A 25,357-nucleotide genomic window follows, 5' to 3' on the forward strand; every position below is an offset into this window, starting at 1 on the left:
TCACTAATCGGTTTTTTCTCCACTTTTAACTTTAATTCTTATAAAAACCCATTCAAGAACGGATTTTGCTCCATTTCAGTTCCAATAGTAGTTGCATCTCCATGACCTGGATAAACGATTAGATTCTCATCTAACGATAAGAGCTTATCATGGATGGATTTTAATAGTAGTTTTTCATTACCACCTACTAAATCTGTGCGTCCCACACTACCTTGAAATAGAGTATCTCCAACTATCGCAAATCCTTCATCTTTGAATATAAATGAAATACTACCCGGAGAATGACCTGGAGTGTGCACAATCTCAAATTCAAAAGGTCCTATAGTTAATTCTTGTGGTTGATCAATAACATGATCTGCTGGTCGTGTTGTTATATTTGGTAATTCCGCATATCGACCAGAACCATTTTTCATTGGATCAATTACCCAATCTGTTTCCGCCTTATGTAAATAAACAGGTACTTTAAAAGCATCTCTCACTGCATCTACTGCTCCAATATGATCAAAATGAGCATGTGTTAACAAAATAGCTAACGGACGCAAATTTAATGCTCTCAATTGCTGTACAATCCTCTCACCTTCACTACCCGGATCAATCACAAGACATTCTTTCTTTTTATTTGAAATAATATAGCAATTTGTTTGAACTGGTCCTAATGTATATGTTCGAATATTTAACATTCTTTTCACCTCCACTATATTATACAGATTCCATCACGAAATGATATATATATCATAACATCCCTCGTTCAAATATCCGTCACTTTTTAATCTCGACAAACGTACTAATTAGCTTTACAATAGAAGAGGAATATTGTTTGCGGCATTCATTTTCGGATGTCGAAAGGAGTGTCTATATTGAACTTATTAATGGTTATTTTTGGTCTAGTCGCAATTCTAGGTCTAGTTGGCACTGTACAGTCTCTTAAAGAAAAAAGCGTTCTAGGAATTGCTTTTAACTTTGCTACATTTGCAGTGTTCGGATGGTTCGTATTTATGACTATCTTAAATCAAGGGTTCCCACCATCTCTTCACTAATACAAAGTGGGACAACAAAAGCTGTGGTTTTTATACCACAGCTTTTTTTTGTCTTCTATTCAAGGGTTAACCATTTTTTCTTTTTGTAAGGTTCAAACGACATAACTTGCTCTAAATCATTACCATATAAACAAAGTGAGCCTTTTGGTGAGCAACTAATCATTGCATACTCATCAAGAGTTATTAATTCCTCCACTTTTTCTTCTGAAATTTTCATCAACTTAAATTTACCTGAATAATTATCCAACAAACCACCTTCAGTTGGTAAAATAGCTATCACTGATTGATCCTCTAACCAAACTAAATCCGGAACAAACCATTGAGAATAATTACTTAATGCAGGTGCGTGCCAAGTTATTTCCTTATTTTTGTTCTTTAATACATATGAAAACTGTTCTGTTTCGAAATCAATTTGAACTGTTAATCTAGCATCCTTCTCTGTATCCAAATAGACAACTTTTTTTAAATCAGTTTGTTGTTCCTGACCAGTCTTCCAATTTAACTCTACTATTTCACCGCCATTAAGCTGACGAGCTGTCCAACGATTATATAGTAAAATATCATCGGATTGCCAAACTAAAAATGGATTACTAGGATCAATCTTATGCAACTTTTCTTGTTCACCATCAAAGACATAACATTGGTACGAAAAATCCCCCTGGAATGCTGTGAAGGCGACTAATTGAGGGTTGTTAGGATTCCACATAATTGATAACTCAGAGGACTGAATATCGACACTATGTAGGATTTCCCCTTTTAACGAAATCATCTTAACCGTTGCAGATGAGGAGTGTGCGGAAGATTGAACGATAATTTGCTTTTTAGAAGGATGGATCATCACTTGAATAATTTGGTCCTTTTCCGAATAAATCTTCTCTTTTTCACCTGTAATTAAATTATAAGTTACTAGGTGGAAACTGTCTGATTCATAAGCAACATACAAAATTGTTGTTTCAGATAGAAACCCAACAATACTATGTAAATCTTCTGTCTTCATAGAATAATCAAGAACTTCTGTTGCAACCCTTTTTTGTTCAACCGCTTCAGGGTTATTTGAATCCGCATCTAAATTTGGTTGTGAAGCTTCTTTATTACACCCAACTAGGAAAATGGCACAAGCGAGGACTAGATACATCTTAAACTTTTTCATATTGTGCCTCCTCTTCACCCACATCTATTATACGATTATAAACTAAAAAGGTTTCGTTATAAGTAGAAAATTATGGATTTTCATAAAAAAACCTACATGAATAGATTCATGTAGGTTTTCAAAAGGATTTATTTAGTTTCTTCTGAATTCGATTTTAGAGCTCCAGTTTTTTCATCATAAAAGCGAAGTAAATCACCATTTATAATACGGTCAGAGTATTCTAGCTTTTTATTTGATCTTTCAATAAACGGCTCACATTTTGCTTGATCTGTTTTCTCACCTGTTTTTTTATCGTAACAAACCTCACCAGAATAAACTAGTTTATCAGTTACGAAACGACCGTCACGGAATGTAACGAAGTCTTCATGGTCTTTAGAGAATAAGTCTGCACCTAATTGTAAGTCGTTAGTTGTATCAACACCTAATAAGTGTAATAATGTTGGGCGAATATCCATTTGACCCGATACTTCATGCATTACTTTACCTACACCTGAGTTAGGAATGTGCACGAAGAATGGTACTTGTTGTAGTTGCGCTGTTTCAAATGGTGTAATCTCTTTACCCAAATATTGTTCCATTGCTTTGTTATGGTTTTCTGAAATACCATAATGGTCACCATACATTACAATGATTGAATTATCATATAATCCTTTTTCTTTTAAATCATCAAACAGCGTTTTAATAGCTTCGTCTGTATAACGGACAGTTTGGAAATAACGATTCACTGTGCCATCTCCAGATGTGTAAGGTTCAATGAATTGATCCTCTTCATCAGAAGTGAATGGGTGGTGGTTTGTTAAAGATAACATACGTGTATAGAAAGGTTGTGGCATTGTTTTCATAATATCCACAGATTGTTCCATAAACGGAATATCTTTTAGTCCCCAGTTAACTGAATTTTCATCATTTACATCAAATGAATCAATATCATAGAACTTCTTAATATCAAATGCATGATACATCATATCACGGTTCCAGAAACTCTTATTATTTGAGTGTAGTACTGAAGTATAATAACCTTCACCATTTAAACGTTCAGCCATCGAGTTGAATGTATTCCCACTATTAGTGAAGAAAACAGCTCCTCGACCTGCCCCGTACAATGAGTTTTCAACAATAAATTCAGCATCTGATGTTTTTCCAAGACCTGTTTGGTGATAGAAATTATCGAAGTAGAATGTATCTTTATCTTTTGTTAAAGAGTTTAAGAATGGTGTAATTTCTTGACCATTCATTTCATTATTAATGACAAAGTCTTGAGTTGATTCAAGCGAGATAACAATAACGTTGCGGTCTTTTGCAAGACCAAACATTTTATCGTCAGGTTTAGCCTGATTAGATTTTACGTAGTTCGTAACTTCTGTTAACTCACTACCATCAGCTAATGCACGTTGAGCATGTGATTTTGATTGAATGTAAATATCATATAGATGGTAATTGTAAGTACCGATATTCTTCACTAAAATTTCACGGTCAAAGCTACGTGTAAGTAGCTGTGGACGTTCCATTTCAGCTAAACCAAGGTTTAAGAATAACATTGCACATGATAAAACAAAATACGTACGACGCATTTTCGGTTTAACTACGGAAATTTCTTTTGCAACAGGTAAAAACTTAACTGCTAGTATTAACAAAATAACGTCTGTAAAGTAGAAAACATCTGTAAAGTACATAGAAGATAATGTAGAGCTTCCTAGGTCACCGAAGTTACTTGTTTGGAACAACATTGGTAATGTTATAAAGTCATCGAAGAAGCGGTAAACAGCAACGTTAGCATATAAAACAATTGCTAGAATAATACTTGTGATAATTATATAGCGATTACGTGCTTTTGCAGTTTTAAAGAATAACGACAACCCATAAATAAATAGCAAAAAGCTAACTGGGTTGATAAACAGAATCAGTTGCTGCATTGTATTTTCAATTTTCATATCAAAAGCTGTATGATATGTTATATATGTTTTAATCCAAGTGGCTACTATTGCTAGAGCCAAAATTGAATGTTTAGGTGCTTTTTTAAAATTCATTCCTAACATCCCCCTACTTTCTTTCGTTCTTTACAATTTTAGTTTCATATATGAAAGAAACAAAATATATCATAATCCTTTTTTTACAACAACGCAACAAAAATGTTACATCACATATTATATAATCAAATTTCCGTTTTTATTACAGACTCTTTATTAGACGGATAAGTCATGTAAAAGTTTCATTAATCTTTAAAAAAAGTAGTAGAAAATAAATTCCACCACTCCTTAACAAATTATTGTCTATTCCTTTTCTCTTTCGAAATTTCTTGGCGTAGGATCATCAAAGCCATTTGGTAATCCTGTATGTCTATTAAATGTGAAGAATAGAGTTCTCGTATCTCATCTTCCATCAGTTCTAAATCCGCAACGCGATCTTTTGTATAAATAAATGTACCAAAGCGTTTCAAAAATTGCATCACATCATATACTGTTTTCATCGACTGATTGTGACTCCTTTCGATATTCAAGACAATTAATAACACTTGTCTCTGTAATTATTTTATGAACCGGTAAATCATATTGATCTGTCGGTACTTTATGTATGAGCTGTACTCCAAAAGCTAAGGTAATTCGCTCTCCGTTATAACTGGCTAAATACCGATCATAGTAACCGCCACCAAAGCCTACTCGATAACCAAACTGATCAAATACAACACCTGGAACAATCAAACAATTGATTTCTTCATTTGGCACTTCTTTTGTTAAAGCAGGAATAGGTTCTTTTAGTTGCATATAGACCGTTTCTAATTGATCGAATGATGTAATTTCATAGAATATCATAGCACGTGTTTTAGGTTCGCATTTAGGAACCGCTACTCGTTTTCCTTGTGACCAGAGTTTTTCAATTAATGGTATTGTATTCACTTCTGGAAAGGCTGATATGGTTAAACCAATTATATTCGCTTTTTTAATAGTAGATTCTCTTAATAGTTTTTCGTGAATTTGAAATGAGTATGCATCATATTGCGCTTTTGACATTTGAGCAAGCTGCGTTCTCATATCTCGACGTAGTGTTTTTTTATCCAAGGGGTTCACTCCTTTTTAGTCCCAAGAACGGAAAAAGCCAAAACCACTCGCGGTTTTGGCAACAGTTATTACTTCGTTTCACGGTGAAGAGTGTTCTTCTTATCACGAGAGCAATATTTTTTCAATTCAAGACGTTCTGGATTGTTACGCTTGTTTTTCTTAGAAATGTAGTTACGTTCGCCACATTCAGTGCAAGCTAATGTAATATTAACGCGCATCTTTACCCCTCCCACTCTATATCAAGAATAAAATGTCTTTAGTGAGCATGATTTATACGACTAACTTATTATATCATAACTTCGGAAAAAATCTACTGTCATTTCTTCTGGAAATTTCGTCTAATACGTGACTAAACGTGGGATACTGTTTGAAGAGCAGGAGTATTATGTCCTACTTTATGATAAAATGGTATTACAACTATTTAAACCTATTGAGGTGAAAGATTTTGGAATTATCATCTATATTAATGATTGTCGGGATTATCGTAATAATTGCTTCGTTTTTCATCAAAGATCATTCGACACAAATCGAGGGAGATGTTGAAGAACTTTCTCTTAATTTTTATCAGGAAACACATCAACTTAAGCGTCGTTTAAAAGTGATTGAGGAAGAATTATTATTAGAGCCCAAATTGATAGGAAAACCTAAAAAAGCAGCATCTCCGGTAGCTTCATCCACTAAAGGTATTCACCAAATCATTGTTAGTCAAGTGCAAACGCTACATAAGCAGGGCTATACTATCCCTGAAATTAGTAAACGCTCTTCTCTTACAATGGAGCAGGTGCAAGAAGTCCTTCAAAGTGGAGGCAGCCGCGTATGAGAAAATCATCCATCCGAGCATTTGGCATCGCTCTTTTTCTTGCGGGTGCTAGCTTTACCTTCGCGGATTTTATAACAAGTGACACTGAAGCTGCGAATATAAATGTGCCTAAAGGGACGGTCCTTATCAAAAAGAACGAACTAGAAGCAATCAATGCTGAAGCTGCTGAAGCAAAAGAGCAGCTTGCTAAAATACAAACCGACTACAGTGCACTAAAAAATAATACAGTAGCTGTAAATGCCTCAGCTAAAAAAACGGCAAAGTCGTATACACTTGTTATTAAAAAGGGAATGGGTACTTCAGAAGTAAGTTCAGCTCTTGAGAAAGCCGGCATAATTAAAGACGCTGGTGACTTCGAGCTTTACGTCATCAAAAATGACAAAGCATCTAGTCTTCAAATTGGCACTTACGATTTAAATGTCAAAATGACTACCCCTGAAATTGTAAAGAAAATTACACGTAGTAAATAGTTGCAGTGCAATCAGGTCATTAAGTTCTGAACAATTTCAACGTCCATTGGGTATTCAAATTACTCAATGGACGTTTTTCTATTAAAACTCTGCTAAGTTGAAAGTACATCACTACTATTAACTCGGTCATGCAATTTGAACAACAAAAAGCAAGCTGGCTAATTAGTCAGCTTGCTTCCTTCTATGAACGGCTATTGATTCAACTCATAATGCTTACCCTTCACTAGATAAAATAACAACTCAGCTAAATTTGTGGCATGATCTGCCGAACGCTCTAAATAGCGACAAACAAAAGATAATTGTGTGACTTGGCCAATATCTTTCATATTTTCGGTCGGCGTATTTAAAATCTCAACGATTGCTTCACCATATAAAGCATCAATTTGATCATCTAAGAGCGCAATTTCCTTGGCCTTGTTCATATCTTCTTCGATAAATGCCTGGACCATATTTTTTAACATAGCGATTGCTTGATCACGCATTTGTGCAATTTTCTCCGTAGGATAGACCACTTTCGTTTCACCAAGACGAATCGTCTCTTTGGCTATATTTACAGCATAATCCCCAATTCTCTCCATATCTGAGGCAGCTTTAATCATAACAATTAAGCGACGTAAGTCAGTCGCAACAGGTTGTTGTTTGGCAATCAATAAAATGACCTCATCATTTAAATGTTCTTCTAACCTATTGATAAAACGATCTTGATCTATTAATAATAGTGCCGCATCAATATCTTGGTCAAAAAGAGCCTCAACTGATTTTTCTAATGCATGAATGGACATATGACATAAATCTAACATTAGCCCTTGCACTCGCTTTAAATCATTTTCAAATTTTTCACGAACCGTCATCTTTCTATTCCTCCTTAACCGAATCGACCGGAAATATAATCTTCTGTTCTTTTATCCGTTGGTGTAGAGAATATATGGTTCGTAGCCGCACACTCTATCACTTCTCCATTTAGAAAGAATGCCGTTTTATCAGAAATACGCGCTGCTTGCTGCATATTATGTGTCACAATAATAATTGAGTAGTTTTCTTTTAATTCTTGGACTAACTCTTCAACTTTTAATGTAGAAATCGGATCTAATGCTGATGTTGGCTCATCCATCAAAATGACATCTGGTTCAATGGCAAGGCATCTAGCGATACAAATACGTTGTTGTTGTCCCCCTGATAAACCATATGCATTTTGGTTTAGGCGATCTTTAACTTCATCCCATATCGCTGCTCCGCGTAAGCTTTTTTCCACAATTTCATCGAGGATTTTCTTATTTTTAATACCATGTATACGTGGACCATAAGCGATGTTATCGTAAATAGATTTTGGGAATGGGTTTGGTTTTTGAAATACCATACCGACTTTAGTACGCAATTCTTCAACTTGGTATTTGTTATCTAGAATATTACGCTCACGGTATAAAATTTCACCTTCTGTACGAACAGATGGGATTAGCTCGACCATTCGATTTAACGTTTTAATATACGTCGATTTACCACAACCAGATGGACCAATAATAGCCGTTACTTCATTTTCTTTCATTTCAAGATTTATATCTTTTAAGGCATGATGTTCTCCATACCATAAATTCAAGTTTTTAGAATGATACACTGTTCGTTTGTCTTCTTTTGAAATTACTTTTAAGTTTTGTCCTTTTGTTTCATAAAGTTCATTTACTGGAAGTTTAACCATCATTGAAGCCCCCTATTTATTAATAACGACGCTGAAATTTATTTCGAATTAAGACGGCAATAGAGTTTAAGATAACCAAGAATGTCATCAATACTAGAATACCGGCTGCTGCAACATATTGAAATTCCTCTTGTGGGCGTTTTGCCCAGTCAAAGATTTGCATCGGTAAAGCTGTGAATTCGCTCAAAATGCCATCTGGTAAGAAATGTACAATTACTGGAATTCCTAACACAACAAGAGGTGCAGTCTCACCTATAGCTCGCGACAGTGCTAAAATACTTCCTGTTAAGATCCCGGGCACCGCTGATGGCAAGACAACTTTTAAAATAGTTTGCCATTTTGTTGCTCCCATACCGTATGATGCTTCCCTTAATTCTTTTGGTACAGAACGAATTGCTTCTTGTGCAGCCACAATAATAACAGGTAAGATTAGCAAACTCATTGTAAGTCCCGCTGCTAGTACACTTTTCCCTAATCCTAGCGAACGAACGAATATCGTTAAACCAAGTAACCCAAATACTATAGAAGGAACACCTGCTAAATTCGAGATATTCATGCGGATGAAGGCGTTTATTTTATTTTGCTTTGCATACTCTTCTAAATAAATCGCTGTTCCTACCCCAAGAAACAGGGAAACTGGTGCCACAACTAACATTAAATAAATGGAACCAACGAGTGCAGCTTTAATTCCTGCTTTTTCTGGGAACCTAGAAGCAAAGTTTGATATAAAGTCTACCGATAAATAACCCCAACCTTGATCAAACATGCGGTAAACTAATATGCCAAGCGTTGCTAAAGCAAAAAGTGTTGCTAATAGGAATACTGTTTTTAACAACTTATTTACAACTAATCTCCCATTCATGCGCTTCACAACTTGCGTATGATCAACATATTTCACCATCAATATTCCTCCCTAAAGCGTTTTGAAATGAAATGTGCGAGTAAATTCATCAGCAATGTGAAGATGAATAGTGTAAATCCTACTGAGTAAATTGAGTAGTAAATGGTTGTGCCATACCCTGCATCACCTGTTGAAACTTGTACAATATATGCCGTCATCGTTTGGATTGAATTTGTAACGCTAAAGTCAAATGTTGGTGTCGCTCCTCCAGCAAGAGATACGATCATTGTTTCACCAATTGCACGTGACACCGCAAGTACTACCGAAGCTAATATCCCTGATAAAGCTGCTGGTAACACAATTTTGATTGCTACTTCCAGTTTTGTTGAACCAAGTGCCAAAGCACCTTCTCGCATTGCATTTGGTACAGAAGTCATTGCGTCTTCAGAAAGCGAGGCAATCATCGGTAATATCATGATTCCTACGACAATTCCTGGACTCAATGCATTAAAGATTTTCAATCCTGGAATCAATTCTTGTAACATGGGAGTGACAAATGTCAGTGCAAAGAATCCATAAACAATTGTCGGAATACCTGCTAATACTTCTAGAACTGGTTTGATCATACGTCGTGTACGATCACTTGCATATTCACTAAGGTAAATTGCAGCTGCAATACCGAGTGGCACTGCTACTAAAACTGCAATAACTGTTACCTTTAACGTTCCTAAGATTAGCGGTAGAATTCCGTACATTGGCTCCTTGCTTGAGAATGGTAGCCATTCCGTACCAAATAAGAAATCAATGATAGGTACTTCCTTAAAGAATTCAAATGTTTCAAAAATCAGTGTGAAGACTATTCCAAACGTTGTTAATACCGATATTAAAGCAGTGGTAAACAATAAGATTGGCATTACTTTTTCTACTACCTTTTTAGATCCCTTACCGCGTGATTGTGCAATTAAATCCTGAACAGACAGCTTATCCGTCGATTCTTTTACAGCCAAGTTGAAGTCCCCCTTCAGTAAAAAGGGAGCAGGTAGCGTTTTGCTACTCGCTCCCTAGCCAGTGATTATTTCAAGCCTTCTAAAGCATCTAAGTCTTTTTTGTAATCTTCATCCGGTGTTCTAACATAGCCTACGGCTTCTGCCATATCACCTGCATTTTCAAGAGCGTATTTCATAAAGTTATAGAATGCTGCATTTTCTTTTACTTCGCTATTCTTCACGTAGATGAATAATGGTCTAGAGAGCGGTGAATATTCACCTGATTTAATTGTTTCGTTTGTTGGCTCAATTCCGCCAACTTTAACAACCTTAAGATTATCTTTATTTGCTAAGTAGTAGGCGTAACCGAAGAATCCGATAGCATTCTTATCGCCTTCAACACCTTGTACTAGTACGTTATCATCTTCTGATAGAGTTGCTTTTTTCGCTAAATCTTTACCGTCTAAAATAACTTCATCGAAGTAGTCATATGTTCCTGAGTCAGTACCAGGAGAGTAGTAGACAATTTTTTCTTTTGGCCAAGATGGATCGATATCAGACCATTTCTTTTCTTTACCATCTTCAGTCCAAATTTGTTTTAATTGTTCCACTGTTAAATCTTCTATCCAATCATTCTCTTTATTTACTACGATAGATAAACCATCATAACCAATTTTCATTTCTGTATAGTCAATGCCTGCTTCTTTTAACTTAGCAGCCTCTTCTTCTTTAATTTCACGAGATGCGTTAGAAAACGCCGTCTCACCTGCTATGAATTTCTCAAACCCTCCACCAGTTCCAGAGACACCTACTGAAACTTGTACTTTAGGTTGAACAGCTGTATATTCCTCTACGATTGCTTCCATGATTGGCGCTACAGTTGAAGAACCGTCTCCTGCGATTTTTCCTTCTAGTTGCTCACTTGCACCTGCATTTGTTTCTTGGCTAGATGCACCGCTGTTTGACGTTTTGCTACCTTCTTCTGTGTCACTGCCACATGCTCCTAACAAAAGTGCCGAGCCTACGATTGATGTCATCATGAAGTACTTCCAGTTTTTCATCTGTTTGTTCCCCCTAAGGTTTTTGTGTTTGTTTACTACACTGTTAACTATAAAGTAGACATGTTGAGAACATATAAACAGAATGTAAGGATATATAAAGGTATTGTAAATGCTTTGTAAATCGCTGTCGTTTTTTGTAATAAAGTAAACAAAAAAAACGCCTCACAATGTATTTTGTACAATGTGAGGCGTTTAACTATTTTAATAGAAGAAAGTCATTTTATTGGGCATCCATTTTTTGTGCATCTTCTTCATCGATCTGCTCTTTTGTATAAGGCTTTTGAATTTTTTCCCCTACTTTTTGTTTTGCTTTTTTCGTGTTTTTCTTTTGGATTTCAAAATATTTGTCAACAGCCTGGCGAGCAATGATGTTATTGATAGCTGGATAAGTATCTGCATTCGTAGTAACCCATGGTACTACTACTGCATATGCAATCTCAGGGTTTTCAAATGGTGCAAAGCCGATATGTGTAATAGAAAGTGTATTTGTACCATAGGCACTTTCCTTTGGTCCATAATATATCGCTTGAGCAGTACCTGTCTTACCTGCGGCAGTAAATTTCGCATCATTGAAGTATCTAGCCCCTGAACCTTGGCTACCAAAGTAGACACGTCTCATACCTTCTTTTACATGATTAATTTCTTCTGTCGTATTATCAATTGTATTCAATACTTTTGGCTCGAATTCTTCTACAACAGGTCCTAAAGATTTTCCATCAACTGATGGTTCTCGGACTTCTTTAGCTACATGAGGTTGTATACGTTTTCCACCATTCGCAATTGTAGATACATATTGTGCTAATTGCATTGGTGTAAATGTATCATACTGACCAATTACTAAATCCAACAGCTTACCTGACAAAGTTTCGGTTCCTTTTACGCCTTCAACTTCGCCTGGTAAGTCAATGCCCGTTTGTACACCTAAACCAAATTGTGCATAAGAATTACGAATTTTAGTAAAGTCTTCTTGTTTTACAGCTAAACCAGCTCCTGGTACATAATTAACTCCTGCAATACTAAAAGCGGTTCTAAACATATAAACATTTGATGAACGTTCTAATGCAGTCAAATCATCCATCATAATTGCACCATTTCGATTGAAAACAGATGATTTTATTGTCCCTGCAATATTAATAGGAGTATCTAGCAGTTGTTCGCCTACCTCAATTGCATCTAACGAATACCCAGTTAAAACAGTTGCAGGTTTAACTACCGATCCTACTTCATAAGCAGAAGTAAATGAACCAATGGAGTAATCATTTACAGTCATTTTACCATTGTCATCTGTATCAATTTTCTTACCAACCATCGATAAAACTTCACCTGTGTTTGGATCCATCATGACAAGGAATGCTCGATCTAATAATGAAGATCCCCCTTGCGTTTTTGCAAATAGTAATTGATCTTCAACAATTTTATCGACACTTTCTTGAAGTTCACTATCAATAGTAAGAACTAATTCTTTCCCAGGCGAACCTTCAGAAGTAGTTTTTGTATCTACAACTTGCCCTTTACCGTTTGTCTCATTTTTTACAACCGCTTTTTGGCCTTGTAATATCTCTTCATACTGTTGTTCAATATAGCTTTTACCTACACGATCATTTCGAGAATAATCACGTGCCAAATAATAGTCCACCAAATTTTTTGGAATACCTTCCCTTGGTGTTGTCGTTGACCCTAAAATACTTAATGCAGATTTTTTCACACGAGCCCAATCTGTTGTAGTATTTACACCAGGTAGCTCTGATAAATTCTCTGAAACAATTGCAAATTCTTTATTCGTTACATTATCACTTTTAATAATTTGTGGTGATAAATAATAGCCTGCAGACATTAATCGATAAATAGCTAACACTTGTAAATCATTTTTTGTTAGTTCTCTTAATTCATCATTCGTAATTCGATCGCGCACCAATTTATCTAACTTTGCCTGCTTTTCTTTCTGTTCTAGTTCTGGATCATTGTTAATGTCTTGTTGTTCTTTTTTACTTACTTTTGCATAAGCCTTTTCTTTGTTGAGCGTTATCCAAAAGTCTCTTTTATCTCGATCCGTGATAGGTTTCGTATCCATTTTAATGAGTTTTGCGAGTTTATTTGCAGTTTTCAACATATCTTCTGTCGTTGTCGATTGTAGTTTTGTATAAGTAATCGCATTCTTTGGTTCATTATCAACTAATACACGGCCCTGTCTATCATATATACGGCCACGAGGAACGCTAGAGTTTACCGTTACTTCGTCAGTTTGCTCTAATTCTCTCACATATTCTTCACCTTTAACGATTTGCATATATCCTAAACGCAATATTAAAAGAGAAAACAAAAGGAAAATTGAAAAGAAAAGAATATTCATTCGAAACGAAAGATTTGCACGCTGTTTTGCTTTTACACTAGCTGCACGTTTCTTTTTAGATGGACTTTTTTTGCGCATGCAATGTCCCCCCTTCCGCTTAATTCACAATTAGTAGTATATCATTTTCAGCACAAAAACACACCGTAGTCATGTCGAAAAATAGTCTAATTGCTTTCGATTTTGTACTAAATTAATGAAGTGCTCTATTTTTGGTGAAAGAGAATAAAAGTACATATTACAAAATTTCTTGGTCACCTTATGTATTCTTTTACCATAAAAAAAGCACGCACCTTTTTGACGTCAAAGGTACGTGCTTTGTTGCATTTAAAATAGATTATTTTGCAGCTGAGAAACGTTCTGCAACTTTATCCCAGTTTACTACATTCCAGAAAGCGCCGATGTAGTCAGGACGACGATTTTGATAGTTTAAGTAGTAAGCGTGCTCCCAAACATCAAGACCTAATAATGGAGTTTTACCTTCCATGATTGGTGAATCTTGGTTTGGAGTTGAAGAGATTTCTAATTCGCCGTTAGCAACTGATAACCAAGCCCACCCTGAACCGAAGCGAGTTTTAGAAGCATTATCGAATTGTTCTTTGAAAGCGTCAAAGCTACCGAATTTAGCATCAATTGCAGCTGCTAATTCGCCAGTTGGAGCTCCACCTGCATTTGCAGCTAAAGATTCCCAGAATAATGAGTGGTTAGAATGACCACCACCGTGGTTACGTACAGCAGTACGAATTTCTTCAGGAACAGCATCTAAATTAGCAATAATTTCTTCTACTGATTTCCCTTCGAATTCTGATTTGCCTTCTAGGGCAGCGTTAATTCCTTGAACATAAGTATTGTGATGTTTAGTGTGGTGAATTTCCATTGTAGTTGCGTCGATATGTGGTTCTAGTGCATCATATGCATAAGGTAATTTTGGTAATTCAAAAGCCATGATTAATTTTCCTCCTCAAGATAAATAAGTATTAATTACATTCTTAGATTATCAAAATAAGAGCTTTCATTCAAACATTATTCACTAAAACAATGGATTTCAGCCTTTTGACTGAAAATCTATTAATTTATCAAACAATTTATATCACTATAACAAATATGACAATCATTATTATTTGGATGATTCCCTTAGTAATAATAGAGGTTAAGAACCCGACGAGTGAACCGATTCCAGTTAGAATCGCTTGTTTTACACTACTTCTATTAACGATTAACTCTGCTAGCACTGCTCCCAAAAATGGCCCTAGCAATATGCCTGCAATAGGAATAACAAAAGGTCCGATTAATAGACCAATCGTGCTCCCCCACATTCCCGCGTTTGAACCACCAAATTTTTTCACACCAAAAGCATTTGCTAATGTATCTGCTCCAAATAATAATACAACAAACAGAAGTTGAATTACCCAGAACCACCATGGTAAATCTCCAAAGCTATAAAATACTCCATATAGGATAAACCCTAGCAATATAAATAGTACTGACGGAACAATCGGATATATAAGCCCAACAAACGCAATAATAAAACTTAAAGTAATAAGTATCCAAGCGATTATATCCATATAACCCCTCCTTAATGTTTTTGTAAAATAGCTTCCGCAATATTAACAGCGTGATCCCCTATACGTTCTAAGTTACTAACGATATCAGTAAAGACGATACCCGAATGTGCCGAGCATTGGCCAAGATTTAATCGATGAATATGTTTTTTTCTAAAAGTTCGCTCCATTTGATCAATGAGCTCTTCTTTTTTCGTTACTTCAATCGCCAATCCATGGTTAGTTGTATCCAATGCCAGAATAGCCTTTTGAACTGTTTCAATTGTTAATATAAACATTTCACTTAAATCGTTCATAGCATGCTCACTCAACTGTACCCCATTCACGGTTTTGTAGTCTATTAACTCTACGATATTCTCAAAATGATCTCCAATTCTCTCAATATCACGGACATTTTCTAGTAAAATATGATGTCTAGTAGAATCTGTATCTGACAATGGTTGTGCAGAAACTTTCACTAAATAATCAGTGATTTTCTGATCTAAACTATTAATCGCTTCTTCATATTGTAAAACGTTTGTAGCATTCTTTTTATCGTTTGTTTTCAAATATTCGAATGTCCCTTCTAGCCCCCGAATACTATATTCTCCCATACGTAAAACTTCTTCCTTCGCTTGTCCAATAGCAATAGCAGGTGATGCTTCAATAAAATGCAGATCTAAACTTCTTGGTTTATATTCAATAAGTGAATCCTCACCAGGGATGAGCTTAGTCACAACATATGCCCACACGCCTATTAATGGTAATTGAATCATTGTATTTACTACATTAAAAGATCCGTGTGCAAATGCAATCTGCATTTTAGGTTCTAATCCTGCAACGCCTGCTAACCATTCTATATAAAGTGTAAATTGTGGTAAAATTAATAGGAAAATAATTGTTCCAATGACATTGAATAATACATGCATCGCTGCTACTCGACGGGCGGCTACTGATGCACCAATTGATGCTAATACAGCCGTAAATGTCGTTCCGATATTATCACCAAATAAAATTGGTAACGCACCTTGAAGCGGCATTAATCCTTCCCCGTACAATCCTTGTAAAATACCAATTGTGGCACTAGAGCTCTGAATGATGAATGTTACCAATGCACCTAAAATAACTCCCAGTAAAGAATTTTCGCTAATACGTAATGCCATATCAATAAATGTTGGTAGCTCCTGTAAAGGTTTCATACCATTACTCATAAGTTCCATGCCAACAAATAATCCTCCAAGACCAAAGACTATTTGTCCGATATTTTGGATACTATTGTTCTTAAAGAAAAATAATAGAAATGCACCAATAGCTAGGACTAGATACGCAAATTGTCCAATATCAATGCCAATGACAAATGCAGTGAATGTCGTTCCTATATTGGCGCCCATAATAACGCCTATTGCCTGACGTAGCGTCATAAAACCTGCGCTAACAAGTCCAACTATAATGACCGTTGTACCAGAGCTTGATTGAATAAGTACTGTTACTAAAATACCGACAAATACGCCCATTATTGGATTTGTTGTATAGCGATCTAATATATCACGAAGGCGATCTCCTGCTGATTTTTGTAAGCCGTCACCCATATATTTAATAGAAAATAAAAATAGTCCTAATCCCCCAAAGAACTGGAAAAGCATTTCTTGCCAATTCAGACTCACCTGCTGTCAACTCCCTGCATTTCTATTAAGCTAAGCTTTATTATGAAGAAAATGTAATCAAATTGTAAGTTATTCTATAAAAAATTTACAATCGCTTAATATTGTTACTTCAATATAGTGTAATTGTTCACAATGCCGACATTTACTAAGTGTTACTAACTCATGGTAAAATAACATAGAAGGAGCATAGCATATTATGAAAATTAAACACTATCAATTATTTCTAGACAGTATATTTCATCCCAAAAAACTAGCTGCATATCGGATGCTGCCGATCGGTAAATTGATTCAATATGTCTTTATATTAATCACATTTATCACTGTGGTTTCTTTTATCCAATTCCTAACGGGTGTCGGCTCAAGCGTTGACACGTCACAGCTTGAAGGTCTAAAAGAATACTTAGATGATATTAAATGGTTAATTTATCCGTTTGCTTTCGTCTTCTTATTCACCATCTCTACTTTTTTAACTTTTCTACGAATAAGTATTTATGGCTTTATAGGATCTATATTATTGAAGATGATGGGACATCGAGGTGAATATCGTCATATTTGGCGTACAACTGCACTCGCTACAACTCTTTCTACTATTCTAACAACTTTCCTATCTTTCACTTCTTTAAAGGGCACAGTTATGACCATCATTTCTATGGTGATTACCGTAGCCTATATCGGTAGTGCGATAACGAAATACCCAAAAATAAAAAAATAATAGAATTGATACGAATGAATCTCTCTCTTGTTCATATATTGAACGAAGGGGGAGATTTTTTTGAAATTATTCTTTTCTGCACTTGGTATTCTATTTATTGCTTTTATCCTGAAAATCGATCTTCTAGAGGGTACAATCCCGCTAGCAGCTTTTTATAAAGAGCCGGTTGTTGAAGAAACATGCGTTGATGTTCCAGATATTAAAACAATCACGGTTCGTACGATACCCGGTGATAACCTACAATCATTGTTTGCTCTTTACCCATCTGAAAGTTCGATGAGCTTCTCCGAACGCTTGGAGCTTTTTTATGAACTAAATCCACATTTACTAAAACAATCATTTAAGCCTGGTGAATCGATTCAACTACCATTCAGTATAAAAAATGCTCATTCATGTACAAATTAAACAATTAATGTTTCTTCCTTGTCATTTTCTTTCGAACACTGCTAAAATAGTGTACAGTGAAGGCTTTATTTTGAGCCTATGAAGGAGAGAGTTTTCATGAATGAAATCGTTCACCGTTCTAACACGCGTAAAGTTCGCGTAGGTGACTTAACAATTGGCGGAAGCAATGAAGTAATTATACAAAGTATGACAACTACAAAAACACATGATGTGGAAGCAACTGTGGCAGAAATTCTTCGTTTAGAAGAAGCTGGCTGTCAAATCGTTCGTGTCGCTTGCCCAGATGAACGAGCAGCTGATGCATTGGCTGAAATCAAGAAACGAATCCATATCCCACTAGTAGCTGATATTCACTTTGACTACAAATTAGCCTTAAAAGCAATCGACGCTGGTGTTGATAAAATTCGTATTAATCCTGGTAACATTGGTCGTAAAGAAAAAGTTGAAGCTGTTGTAAATGCAGCTAAAGCAAAAGGTGTACCAATTCGTATCGGTGTAAACGCTGGTTCATTAGAACGTAAAATCCTTGAAAAATATGGCTACCCTACTGCAGATGGTATGGTTGAAAGTGCCTTACACCATATTAAAATCTTAGAAGACTTAGATTTCCATGATATTATCGTTTCTATGAAAGCATCTGATGTAAACCTAGCTATTGAAGCATATGAAAAAGCATCTCGTGCATTTGACTATCCACTTCACTTAGGTATTACTGAATCAGGTACATTATTCTCTGGTACGATTAAATCAGCAGCTGGTTTAGGCGCAATATTAAGCATGGGTATTGGGAATACAATGCGTATTTCATTAAGCGCTGATCCTGTTGAAGAAATAAAAGTAGCACGTGAACTATTAAAAACATTCGGTTTAGCTTCTGACATTCCGACACTTATTTCATGCCCAACTTGTGGTCGTATTGAAATTGACTTAATTTCAATTGCTAACGAAGTAGAAGAATATCTTCAAACAATTAAAGCACCACTTAAAGTTTCTGTTCTAGGTTGCGCAGTAAATGGCCCTGGTGAAGCTCGTGAAGCCGATATCGGTATCGCTGGTGCTCGCGGAGAAGGTTTACTATTTATGAAAGGTAAAACTGTTCGTAAAGTACCTGAAGAAACGATGGTTGAAGAGCTGAAAATCGAAATCGATAAACTAGCTGAAGAATATTATAAAAAAAGAGATGCTGAAAAAGCTGAGAACACAAAAGCATAGTATACAGGGGGCAATGAAATGAAGAAAAACTATCGTTTTGGTATCGATATTGACGGTACTGTTACGACTCCAGAATCACTTCTGCCTCATATCAACAAAGCCTTTAATGTCAATTTAGCCTTATCAGATATAACGCAATATGACTTAACTGCTGCATTCCCTGTTGATAGCGATGCATTTTTCAAGTGGTTTAGAGAAAATGAGCCTGAAATTTATATGGCTTCACCTATTCAACAGGATGCACAAGCGATTTTATCTGCTTGGCAAAAAGATGTTGAGCTTTATTACATTACAGCTCGCGAGGATAATTCAACAGATGTCACTTATGAATGGTTTAAACAATTCAATGTACCATATGACAAAATTGATATCGTTGGACCTGTCAATAAAGCAATTAAAGCTCGTGAATACGATGTACATGCCTTTTTCGAGGACAAGCATGCAAATGCCGTTCAACTTCACGAGGAATTAGATATCCCAGTGTTATTATTTGATGCTCCTTATAACCGCGAACCCATTCCAAACGGTGTGATTCGTGTAAGTAACTGGCAAGAAGCAAATCACTGGATTAAAAAAGAATTCGGTATTTAAAGACTAAAAGCTAGTACGTATTTTGCGTACTAGCTTTTTTGGTTCCTATTATTAAAAGTCAATAGCTAATAATTCTTTCACTTCTTTATAGAGTGCAGTGTTTTTCTTTGCAGACATATAAGTCATTTCTTTTTTAACAGGATCTTGAAAAAACACAGTTCCATCCTTTAATACATATAATTTATACGTTTTCCCACTCAAATCTGTTGATTTAGAAAGTGCAATAATATAGTTCCCTTGGTTTTGAAGTTCTTTTACATTTGCCGTATCCTCTTCTAATTTCGGCACAATTACTTCCATTAGATTTACTTTTTCTATAAATAATTTTATTATTTTCTTGTCTGTAATCATTTTTCTTGTAGAATCTGTACCGACTCCCTCTTCATTTACACCTTGAACATATAGTGACTGATAATCTTCAGTATCTGGAATCTTTATTTCCTTATTTTCAATTGCCTTATCTTCTTTGCCACAAGCACTTACAACTACTATAGTCATCAATAATAATAATACTATCTTCCATGTCTTCAAGTAGTTTCTCCTCCTCTAGTTGCAATAATATCCTACGATTCTATTTCCATTATTATACTATGGATAGGAAGTGATGTCTTAAAGTCGCGGAAGTTGTAACAAGATTGGCAAACGTTTCTCTATTAATGTTAAATGAGAAATTGTTAAATATATCACCTACTACCTATAATGGTAATTTTAAGGAACTTTTTAACTTAGTAACCGTTCTAAATTCTACACAATAAGGAAAATAGGAGGGCGAAATGAAAAATCAAATGGATTGGCACTTAAATATATATATATTAATACTAGCGATTATTAGTTGTTTATTTATCTACTCAAGTAATACTAATTTCGGCCAATATAGTGGTTCATTTATAGTTAAACAAATTGTTTTCTTTTGTATTGGCTTTGCAATCATGTACATAATTGCTAGTTTAGATTTCGAACAATTAAGCAAAATTTCTTGGTATTTTTATGCGTTGATTGTACTTTTATTAATTGTGTTAATTTTCGCACCTGATAGTATAGCTGCACCTATTAATAATGCAAAATCATGGTATCAAATAAAATTTATCGGTACTTTTCAACCTTCTGAGTTTTTAAAATTTGCATTTTTACTTGTCGTCGCTCAAATCATAGAAATACATAACACAAAGACATTTAAACAAACATACATAACTGACCTATGGCTGTTGGTCAAAATCGGCATTGTCGTCATACCACCCATGCTAATCGTTTATAAACAGCCCGATACAGGCATGATTATGCTTTATATGGCCATGCTTATTCCGATGATTTATTTTTCGGGTATTAAAAGACAACTGTTAGTAGTCATTACATTGATTCCTACTATTATTATTAGTGCTCTAGTAATTATTTACTTTCAATTTAATAGCTTCTATACAGAGAAAATCTTAGGTAACTTGTCACCTCACCAAGTTTCTCGGATTAACGGCTGGCTTCATCCATTTGAATATAGTGATTCTGCCTTTCAAACAAAACAGGGATTATTAGCGATCGGCTCTGGACTATTTGGTGGAAAAGGATACCTAGAGAATAATGTCTACGTACCTGAAAAACATACAGATTTTATATTCTCTACAATTGCTGAAGAATTGGGTTTTATCGGAGGATCCATTGTAATTGTATTGTTTTTTTTATTAATTTATCGAATGGTTTTTCATGCTTTACATGCTAAAAAGCAATATACCTTTCTACTAGCTTCCGGTATCATCGGCTTATTCTCGTTTCAAGTATTTCAAAATATCGGAATGACAATTGGTTTGTTACCAGTGACAGGTGTAACACTACCTTTCCTTAGTTATGGTGGTAGTTCATTATTATCGAATATGATGCTAATTGGTCTAATTCACGTTATAAAAAAATCTTATAGCGGCTATTTGTTCCAAAATACAAATGAAGTGAGAGTGCAATTTGATGCAAAATTCTCCAGATAAAAGGATACTTGTACTATTTAGTTTAGTAAGTTTCTTTTTTATACTATTATTTATTCGATTAACCTATATAATGATTTTCTAACATATAAAAGAGCTATTATTAAAATGTTGACGAATATCGTACTGAATATTTCCCAGAAAATAAAAAAGCATTTCCACTGAGATTTTGGTCTCTTCGGAAATGCTTTTTGTCATTTTTTACTTTTAACTGTTAGATAGAACGCGTTTAGCATCTTCACGAATAGTTTCTAGACGTTTTTTATCTTCTACTCGCTGAACTGCTTGTTCTTGTTTAACTGCTTTGTATTCGTCGATACCTGTTACAATGGTATCCCACATGTTCTCAATCGTTTCCATTTTAATGCTTGAGCTACCAGAACGGCGAGCGATATCTACGCTTTGTTGCATGATGTCACTTGTTACATCTTGTAGCATTTGGTTTGCACGATCTTCAAATGCATTTAAAGAGTCTGCATGTAACTTTTGACGACGTGCATTGACTGCATTAATAATACCCATTTTGAAAACTGGAATTGTTGTTACAAAAGCACTGTTAATCTTAGCAATTAAGTCATTGTTTCCGCGTTGCATTGTTTTGATTTGTGGTGCTGCGATCACCGCTACCATACGCGCTTTTTCAAGGTCATCTACTTTGCGTTCTAATAACTCCTGTACTGTTCTTAAGTTTTCAAGCTCAATACGCGCCATTTGGTTTCCACCACTTACACGTGCTTCACATTCAGGAATGAACGACGTTTTTACTTCATCTAGCTTCATTTCTGCTGCGACAATGTACTTCTCTAACTCGAAGTAATATTCTATATCCTCTTGATATAGCCCTTCCAAATCACGGTTATTACTTTTCAATTCTTCTTCAATAATCATAAACTGCGCATGGATTTTTTCAATTTCTTTACCAAGCGTATTGTACTTACTAAAAAGAGCGTCTACTTTTTGCTTAGCACGTTTGAAAATTTTATCTAACATGCCTGGCTCTTTTGTTAACTCATTTTTGTCGAATTTATTCATTAACTTTTCTAATTGGTTCAACAATTCACTTGATTGATCGAGTTTAGATACGGTCATTGTATCTAGAATTCGGTCAGAGAAACGTGACAGTTTGATTGCAGGTTCTTTACCTAATGATAGTAAATCGATTTGATTTTTAATGTCTATCATCTTCACGATTTTTTGGACTTCAGGTTCTTGACGTAATTGCAATTTCATCTCATTTGCTGTTTGTTCATTTAAACCATCTTTTTCAATAGCAACTAAATCAGTCATTTGTACTCTCCCTACTCACAAGCTATAAAAACTTATGGATGAATTTTTTTATTATTGAATTTGGTTTTACTTTTGGCTCTTGATAAGGTTGGTCAAAAACCATGTGTTCTAGTAAGTGAACGTCAAATATATCTTTTTCCATATACAATTCTATATCTAATTTACCGGTCGGATTATATAAAATGATATCTACACCAAATCGGTTTAAAAAGGCTAGTAATGCCGCGTCTTCTCGAGATAGTTCCCCGTCCATTTGAGAATGGTATAAAACGAGTCGAGGAATTTCCTGTGAATAATCAAAGTTCTGCAGTAAACGTAACAGTTCAATTGGAATCATTGTTGCTGTTTTAAACATAAATAACTGTAAATCTATCGCTTTCTCATGTGCAAGCGGAAGAAGCGAAGAATTTTCACAGCAATCTTTGATAGTATGTGCAATAGCCAGCTGAATGGATTCCTGTAATTGACCATATTGCCACCAATCACTCGCCATCATTTTCACTGGTGATAATTCATTATTCTCCAAACAATGATTGTAATGGAATTGAAAATTTGCTTTACTGCTTTTCATATATGGGAATGCTCTAACAAATTGGCTATTCGAACCTTGTATAAGCTTGTGCATATTCTCCCAATATTCTTCACGATCCACTGAAATACCAGCAATTTTCGCAAAAATAACCGGAATATATATTTGTTCTCCTACAACTTTGAACTCTGGACGCACCATCGCTTTTTCATTGCCATAAATGAAAATATCATCATATGTCGTACGCAATGTAATAGAACGTGGTAAGTGTTCTTTAAACTGCCATGGTTTAAAAACACCCGATTGTTGGTCATGCATTAACTTATCAAAATGTTTACTTGAGCGGTACCCTACAGTTGCTTGTCGTTCACGTAATTTCTCTGGAAAAGGTTGTAATGTTGTCGTCGTTGCATATCGATAGACAACAGACAGCTTCTCCTCAGGATCTAATGCAGAGAACTCATCTGTCCCAGTAGGAGAAAAGATTAAAACATCACACCCAAGCTCCATTAATAATAATAAAAAGTAGCGCTGGCTAATAGTCGACTCCCCGTACCAAACCACTTTAGGAAATTCATCTCCGATATCTAATGACTGTGACCATTTTGCCCAATGGTTTTTAAGCCATTTGATCATATCGATTAAGAACCGTCTAAATTCATTTGATAGTAACCCCGCTGCTTGCTGTTCTTTGAATAATTCGATGATGTTAATCATGGTTAACTGTAAATGCTTATTTATAAAAGTATTTGGATGTTGTGGGATTAATTGATGCCCATACATCATCGCTACCAAACGATTAATAGACAAACCTTTAGGCGTCTCCTGATGAGCCTTTAAGATTGCTTGCACAGCTTGAAAGTCCTTTGGATCAATGTATTTATCTAATTCTTCGCTTAACACATAAATTGAGTCATTTTTCGCCATATCAAATAGTGTATTAAAATAATCATCTTCCTCTACAGGAACACCCAATACACGTACAGCAATTCGACTAAAACGAAACTTAGTATCATCCAATTCATATAGCGATCTATCTTTGCTAGACGTCAAAAACTGCGCTTGCCAATCTGTTGTATCCTTATGTAATATAGGCTCAATTTGCATATTACGCATACAAACTCCTCCTTCCTTAAAGAGTGTGTTTGAACTTATAGCATTTCATTTTCTCTTATAGTGTAACACGATTCACATGCTCTAGAACATCTTGTAATAGCTCTTTCGTGAAGGCTGTACCATTTTCGTTTGAATAGTGGGTTTGCGTTAGTTTTTTTGGCTCCTTATCTTTCATATCACCATGAAGAGGTGTATAAGAGCGGTCTGCCATTGCTAACATATTATAGTCCAATATAGAGTCGCCCGCTGCAAAATGATAGTCAAAGCTATATTTATTCTTGATATACGTAACAGCTGCTTCTTTCGTTAGTACATTAGGAAGCATATAGAGTTTTTTCTTTTGTAACAGTAAATGCCACCCAAGTTCATGTAATTCCTCTTTTAGTTGTTGCAAAGCATCCGCTTGGACATTTTCTAGATGAACGTGATTGACATAAAATAAATCATCAATATATAAAGATCGCTCCATCCAATCGGCATACTTTAAATCTTTCATAATCCGTAGCATTTGTTCATCAGGCACCGAAGAGTCTTCAATGGATTGCCTTAACTGCTTTGCCCATACGAGATCCGGTTTACCATTCTCTAATATTGTCCCCCCATTGCTTGTTATCGCAACAAGCGGGTGTAATTCTTGTATGGAATGAATCCGTTCAAATTGATGTCTTGCACGAGTAGTAACTGGAACAAATAAGGTCTTTTCTCTTACTTCTTTTAGTAACTCCATCGTTTCGTCACACATCCAACTAGTATCTACATCACCTTTACGTTCTATTGCAGTTTTCGATTTGGTAGTAGGATAAAGTGACATCATATGATTTGAATAAATGAGTGTACGATCTAAATCAGATGTAAATAGTATCTTCATATTA

The 25,357-nt window shown here is 35.3% G+C and carries 27 protein-coding genes; 8 read left to right on the plus strand and 19 right to left on the minus strand.

Going from position 1 to position 25,357, the window contains the following annotated elements; translation table 11 throughout:
* Window positions 1-38 precede the first annotated feature (38 nt).
* Window positions 39-680 carry an MBL fold metallo-hydrolase gene (locus ACQKM9_RS10750; RefSeq protein WP_427734355.1) on the minus strand — a complete coding sequence of 214 codons (642 nt, stop codon included), beginning with the start codon at window positions 678-680 and terminating at the stop codon, window positions 39-41.
* Window positions 681-857: 177 nt separating this feature from the next.
* Between ACQKM9_RS10750 and ACQKM9_RS10755 the strand changes: the two genes are divergently transcribed.
* Window positions 858-1,037, plus strand: coding sequence for a DUF2759 domain-containing protein (locus ACQKM9_RS10755; protein ID WP_053416315.1), 180 nt, complete (start codon window positions 858-860; stop codon window positions 1,035-1,037).
* A gap of 55 nt (window positions 1,038-1,092) precedes the next feature.
* Here ACQKM9_RS10755 and ACQKM9_RS10760 read toward each other — a convergent pair whose 3' ends face one another.
* The 5 genes from ACQKM9_RS10760 to rpmG form a co-directional block, all read right to left on the minus strand.
* Window positions 1,093-2,187 carry a hypothetical protein gene (locus tag ACQKM9_RS10760; protein WP_427734356.1) on the minus strand — a complete coding sequence of 365 codons (1,095 nt, stop codon included), beginning with the start codon at window positions 2,185-2,187 and terminating at the stop codon, window positions 1,093-1,095.
* A 128-nt stretch (window positions 2,188-2,315) separates the two neighbouring features.
* Entirely contained in the window at window positions 2,316-4,214 is a 1,899-nt protein-coding gene (locus ACQKM9_RS10765; RefSeq protein ID WP_427734357.1) for an LTA synthase family protein, read from the minus strand.
* Window positions 4,215-4,450: 236 nt separating this feature from the next.
* Window positions 4,451-4,654 (minus strand): YqgQ family protein, encoded by a 204-nt coding sequence (locus tag ACQKM9_RS10770; protein WP_053416318.1) that lies wholly within the window; start codon window positions 4,652-4,654, stop codon window positions 4,451-4,453.
* Window positions 4,638-5,243: a 5-formyltetrahydrofolate cyclo-ligase gene (locus ACQKM9_RS10775; protein ID WP_427734358.1), complete on the minus strand. Its 606-nt coding sequence runs from the start codon at window positions 5,241-5,243 to the stop codon at window positions 4,638-4,640. The genes ACQKM9_RS10770 and ACQKM9_RS10775 overlap by 17 nt, the downstream gene beginning before the upstream one ends.
* Before the next feature lie 68 nt (window positions 5,244-5,311).
* The gene (gene rpmG, locus ACQKM9_RS10780; protein ID WP_038186828.1) at window positions 5,312-5,461 is read right to left on the minus strand and encodes a 50S ribosomal protein L33; all 150 of its coding nucleotides are present in this window, start codon (window positions 5,459-5,461) and stop codon (window positions 5,312-5,314) included.
* Between the two features lie 227 nt (window positions 5,462-5,688).
* On the opposite strand from rpmG, the gene ACQKM9_RS10785 reads away from it, so the two are divergent.
* Window positions 5,689-6,063, plus strand: a complete 375-nt coding sequence (locus ACQKM9_RS10785; RefSeq protein WP_427734359.1) for a hypothetical protein — start codon at window positions 5,689-5,691, stop codon at window positions 6,061-6,063.
* Window positions 6,060-6,533 carry an endolytic transglycosylase MltG gene (locus ACQKM9_RS10790; RefSeq protein WP_427734360.1) on the plus strand — a complete coding sequence of 158 codons (474 nt, stop codon included), beginning with the start codon at window positions 6,060-6,062 and terminating at the stop codon, window positions 6,531-6,533. The genes ACQKM9_RS10785 and ACQKM9_RS10790 overlap by 4 nt, the downstream gene beginning before the upstream one ends.
* A gap of 191 nt (window positions 6,534-6,724) precedes the next feature.
* On the opposite strand, the gene phoU is transcribed toward ACQKM9_RS10790, so the two are convergent.
* The 9 genes from phoU to ACQKM9_RS10835 form a co-directional block, all read right to left on the minus strand.
* Window positions 6,725-7,384 carry a phosphate signaling complex protein PhoU gene (gene phoU / locus ACQKM9_RS10795; protein ID WP_427734361.1) on the minus strand — a complete coding sequence of 220 codons (660 nt, stop codon included), beginning with the start codon at window positions 7,382-7,384 and terminating at the stop codon, window positions 6,725-6,727.
* 14 nt (window positions 7,385-7,398) lie between these two features.
* Window positions 7,399-8,226, minus strand: a complete 828-nt coding sequence (pstB, locus tag ACQKM9_RS10800; protein ID WP_427734362.1) for a phosphate ABC transporter ATP-binding protein PstB — start codon at window positions 8,224-8,226, stop codon at window positions 7,399-7,401.
* Window positions 8,227-8,245: 19 nt separating this feature from the next.
* The gene (pstA, locus tag ACQKM9_RS10805) at window positions 8,246-9,127 is read right to left on the minus strand and encodes a phosphate ABC transporter permease PstA (protein WP_427734363.1); all 882 of its coding nucleotides are present in this window, start codon (window positions 9,125-9,127) and stop codon (window positions 8,246-8,248) included.
* The gene (gene pstC / locus ACQKM9_RS10810; RefSeq protein WP_427734364.1) at window positions 9,127-10,074 is read right to left on the minus strand and encodes a phosphate ABC transporter permease subunit PstC; all 948 of its coding nucleotides are present in this window, start codon (window positions 10,072-10,074) and stop codon (window positions 9,127-9,129) included. Before pstC ends, pstA begins: the two co-directional genes overlap by 1 nt.
* Before the next feature lie 65 nt (window positions 10,075-10,139).
* Entirely contained in the window at window positions 10,140-11,114 is a 975-nt protein-coding gene (locus tag ACQKM9_RS10815) for a PstS family phosphate ABC transporter substrate-binding protein (RefSeq protein WP_427734365.1), read from the minus strand.
* A gap of 220 nt (window positions 11,115-11,334) precedes the next feature.
* Window positions 11,335-13,542, minus strand: coding sequence for a peptidoglycan D,D-transpeptidase FtsI family protein (locus tag ACQKM9_RS10820; protein ID WP_427734366.1), 2,208 nt, complete (start codon window positions 13,540-13,542; stop codon window positions 11,335-11,337).
* 256 nt (window positions 13,543-13,798) lie between these two features.
* Window positions 13,799-14,407 (minus strand): superoxide dismutase, encoded by a 609-nt coding sequence (locus tag ACQKM9_RS10825; protein ID WP_427734367.1) that lies wholly within the window; start codon window positions 14,405-14,407, stop codon window positions 13,799-13,801.
* Between the two features lie 139 nt (window positions 14,408-14,546).
* Window positions 14,547-15,026, minus strand: a complete 480-nt coding sequence (locus ACQKM9_RS10830) for a DUF456 domain-containing protein (protein ID WP_427734368.1) — start codon at window positions 15,024-15,026, stop codon at window positions 14,547-14,549.
* A gap of 11 nt (window positions 15,027-15,037) precedes the next feature.
* Window positions 15,038-16,666, minus strand: coding sequence for a Na/Pi cotransporter family protein (locus ACQKM9_RS10835; RefSeq protein WP_427734369.1), 1,629 nt, complete (start codon window positions 16,664-16,666; stop codon window positions 15,038-15,040).
* 196 nt (window positions 16,667-16,862) lie between these two features.
* On the opposite strand from ACQKM9_RS10835, the gene ACQKM9_RS10840 reads away from it, so the two are divergent.
* The 4 genes from ACQKM9_RS10840 (at window position 16,863) to ACQKM9_RS10855 (ending at window position 19,586) form a co-directional block, all read left to right on the plus strand.
* Entirely contained in the window at window positions 16,863-17,378 is a 516-nt protein-coding gene (locus ACQKM9_RS10840; RefSeq protein ID WP_427734370.1) for a DUF1189 family protein, read from the plus strand.
* 60 nt (window positions 17,379-17,438) lie between these two features.
* Window positions 17,439-17,783 (plus strand): hypothetical protein, encoded by a 345-nt coding sequence (locus ACQKM9_RS10845; protein ID WP_427734371.1) that lies wholly within the window; start codon window positions 17,439-17,441, stop codon window positions 17,781-17,783.
* Between the two features lie 96 nt (window positions 17,784-17,879).
* Window positions 17,880-18,995, plus strand: a complete 1,116-nt coding sequence (gene ispG, locus ACQKM9_RS10850) for a flavodoxin-dependent (E)-4-hydroxy-3-methylbut-2-enyl-diphosphate synthase (RefSeq protein ID WP_427734372.1) — start codon at window positions 17,880-17,882, stop codon at window positions 18,993-18,995.
* An 18-nt stretch (window positions 18,996-19,013) separates the two neighbouring features.
* Window positions 19,014-19,586, plus strand: coding sequence for a 5' nucleotidase, NT5C type (locus ACQKM9_RS10855; protein WP_427734373.1), 573 nt, complete (start codon window positions 19,014-19,016; stop codon window positions 19,584-19,586).
* A gap of 51 nt (window positions 19,587-19,637) precedes the next feature.
* Here the strand turns inward: ACQKM9_RS10855 and ACQKM9_RS10860 are convergent, their stop codons facing one another.
* Window positions 19,638-20,117, minus strand: a complete 480-nt coding sequence (locus tag ACQKM9_RS10860; protein ID WP_427734374.1) for a hypothetical protein — start codon at window positions 20,115-20,117, stop codon at window positions 19,638-19,640.
* Between the two features lie 242 nt (window positions 20,118-20,359).
* Here ACQKM9_RS10860 and ACQKM9_RS10865 point away from each other — a divergent pair, with 242 nt between their 5' ends.
* Window positions 20,360-21,556 carry an FtsW/RodA/SpoVE family cell cycle protein gene (locus ACQKM9_RS10865; RefSeq protein WP_427734375.1) on the plus strand — a complete coding sequence of 399 codons (1,197 nt, stop codon included), beginning with the start codon at window positions 20,360-20,362 and terminating at the stop codon, window positions 21,554-21,556.
* A gap of 204 nt (window positions 21,557-21,760) precedes the next feature.
* On the opposite strand, the gene ACQKM9_RS10870 is transcribed toward ACQKM9_RS10865, so the two are convergent.
* The 3 genes from ACQKM9_RS10870 to ACQKM9_RS10880 are packed head-to-tail and all read right to left on the minus strand — an operon-like array spanning window position 21,761 to window position 25,353.
* Window positions 21,761-22,840 (minus strand): toxic anion resistance protein, encoded by a 1,080-nt coding sequence (locus ACQKM9_RS10870; RefSeq protein WP_427734376.1) that lies wholly within the window; start codon window positions 22,838-22,840, stop codon window positions 21,761-21,763.
* A 22-nt stretch (window positions 22,841-22,862) separates the two neighbouring features.
* Window positions 22,863-24,485, minus strand: coding sequence for a YceG family protein (locus ACQKM9_RS10875; protein ID WP_427734377.1), 1,623 nt, complete (start codon window positions 24,483-24,485; stop codon window positions 22,863-22,865).
* Window positions 24,486-24,540: 55 nt separating this feature from the next.
* A complete protein-coding gene (locus ACQKM9_RS10880; protein ID WP_427734378.1) occupies window positions 24,541-25,353 on the minus strand; it encodes an HAD family hydrolase in 813 nt (270 codons plus the stop codon).
* Between the last annotated feature and the right edge of the window lie 4 nt (window positions 25,354-25,357).

Source organism: Viridibacillus sp. NPDC093762, assembly GCF_050279675.1.
Taxonomy (GTDB): Bacteria; Bacillota; Bacilli; order Bacillales_A; family Planococcaceae; genus Viridibacillus.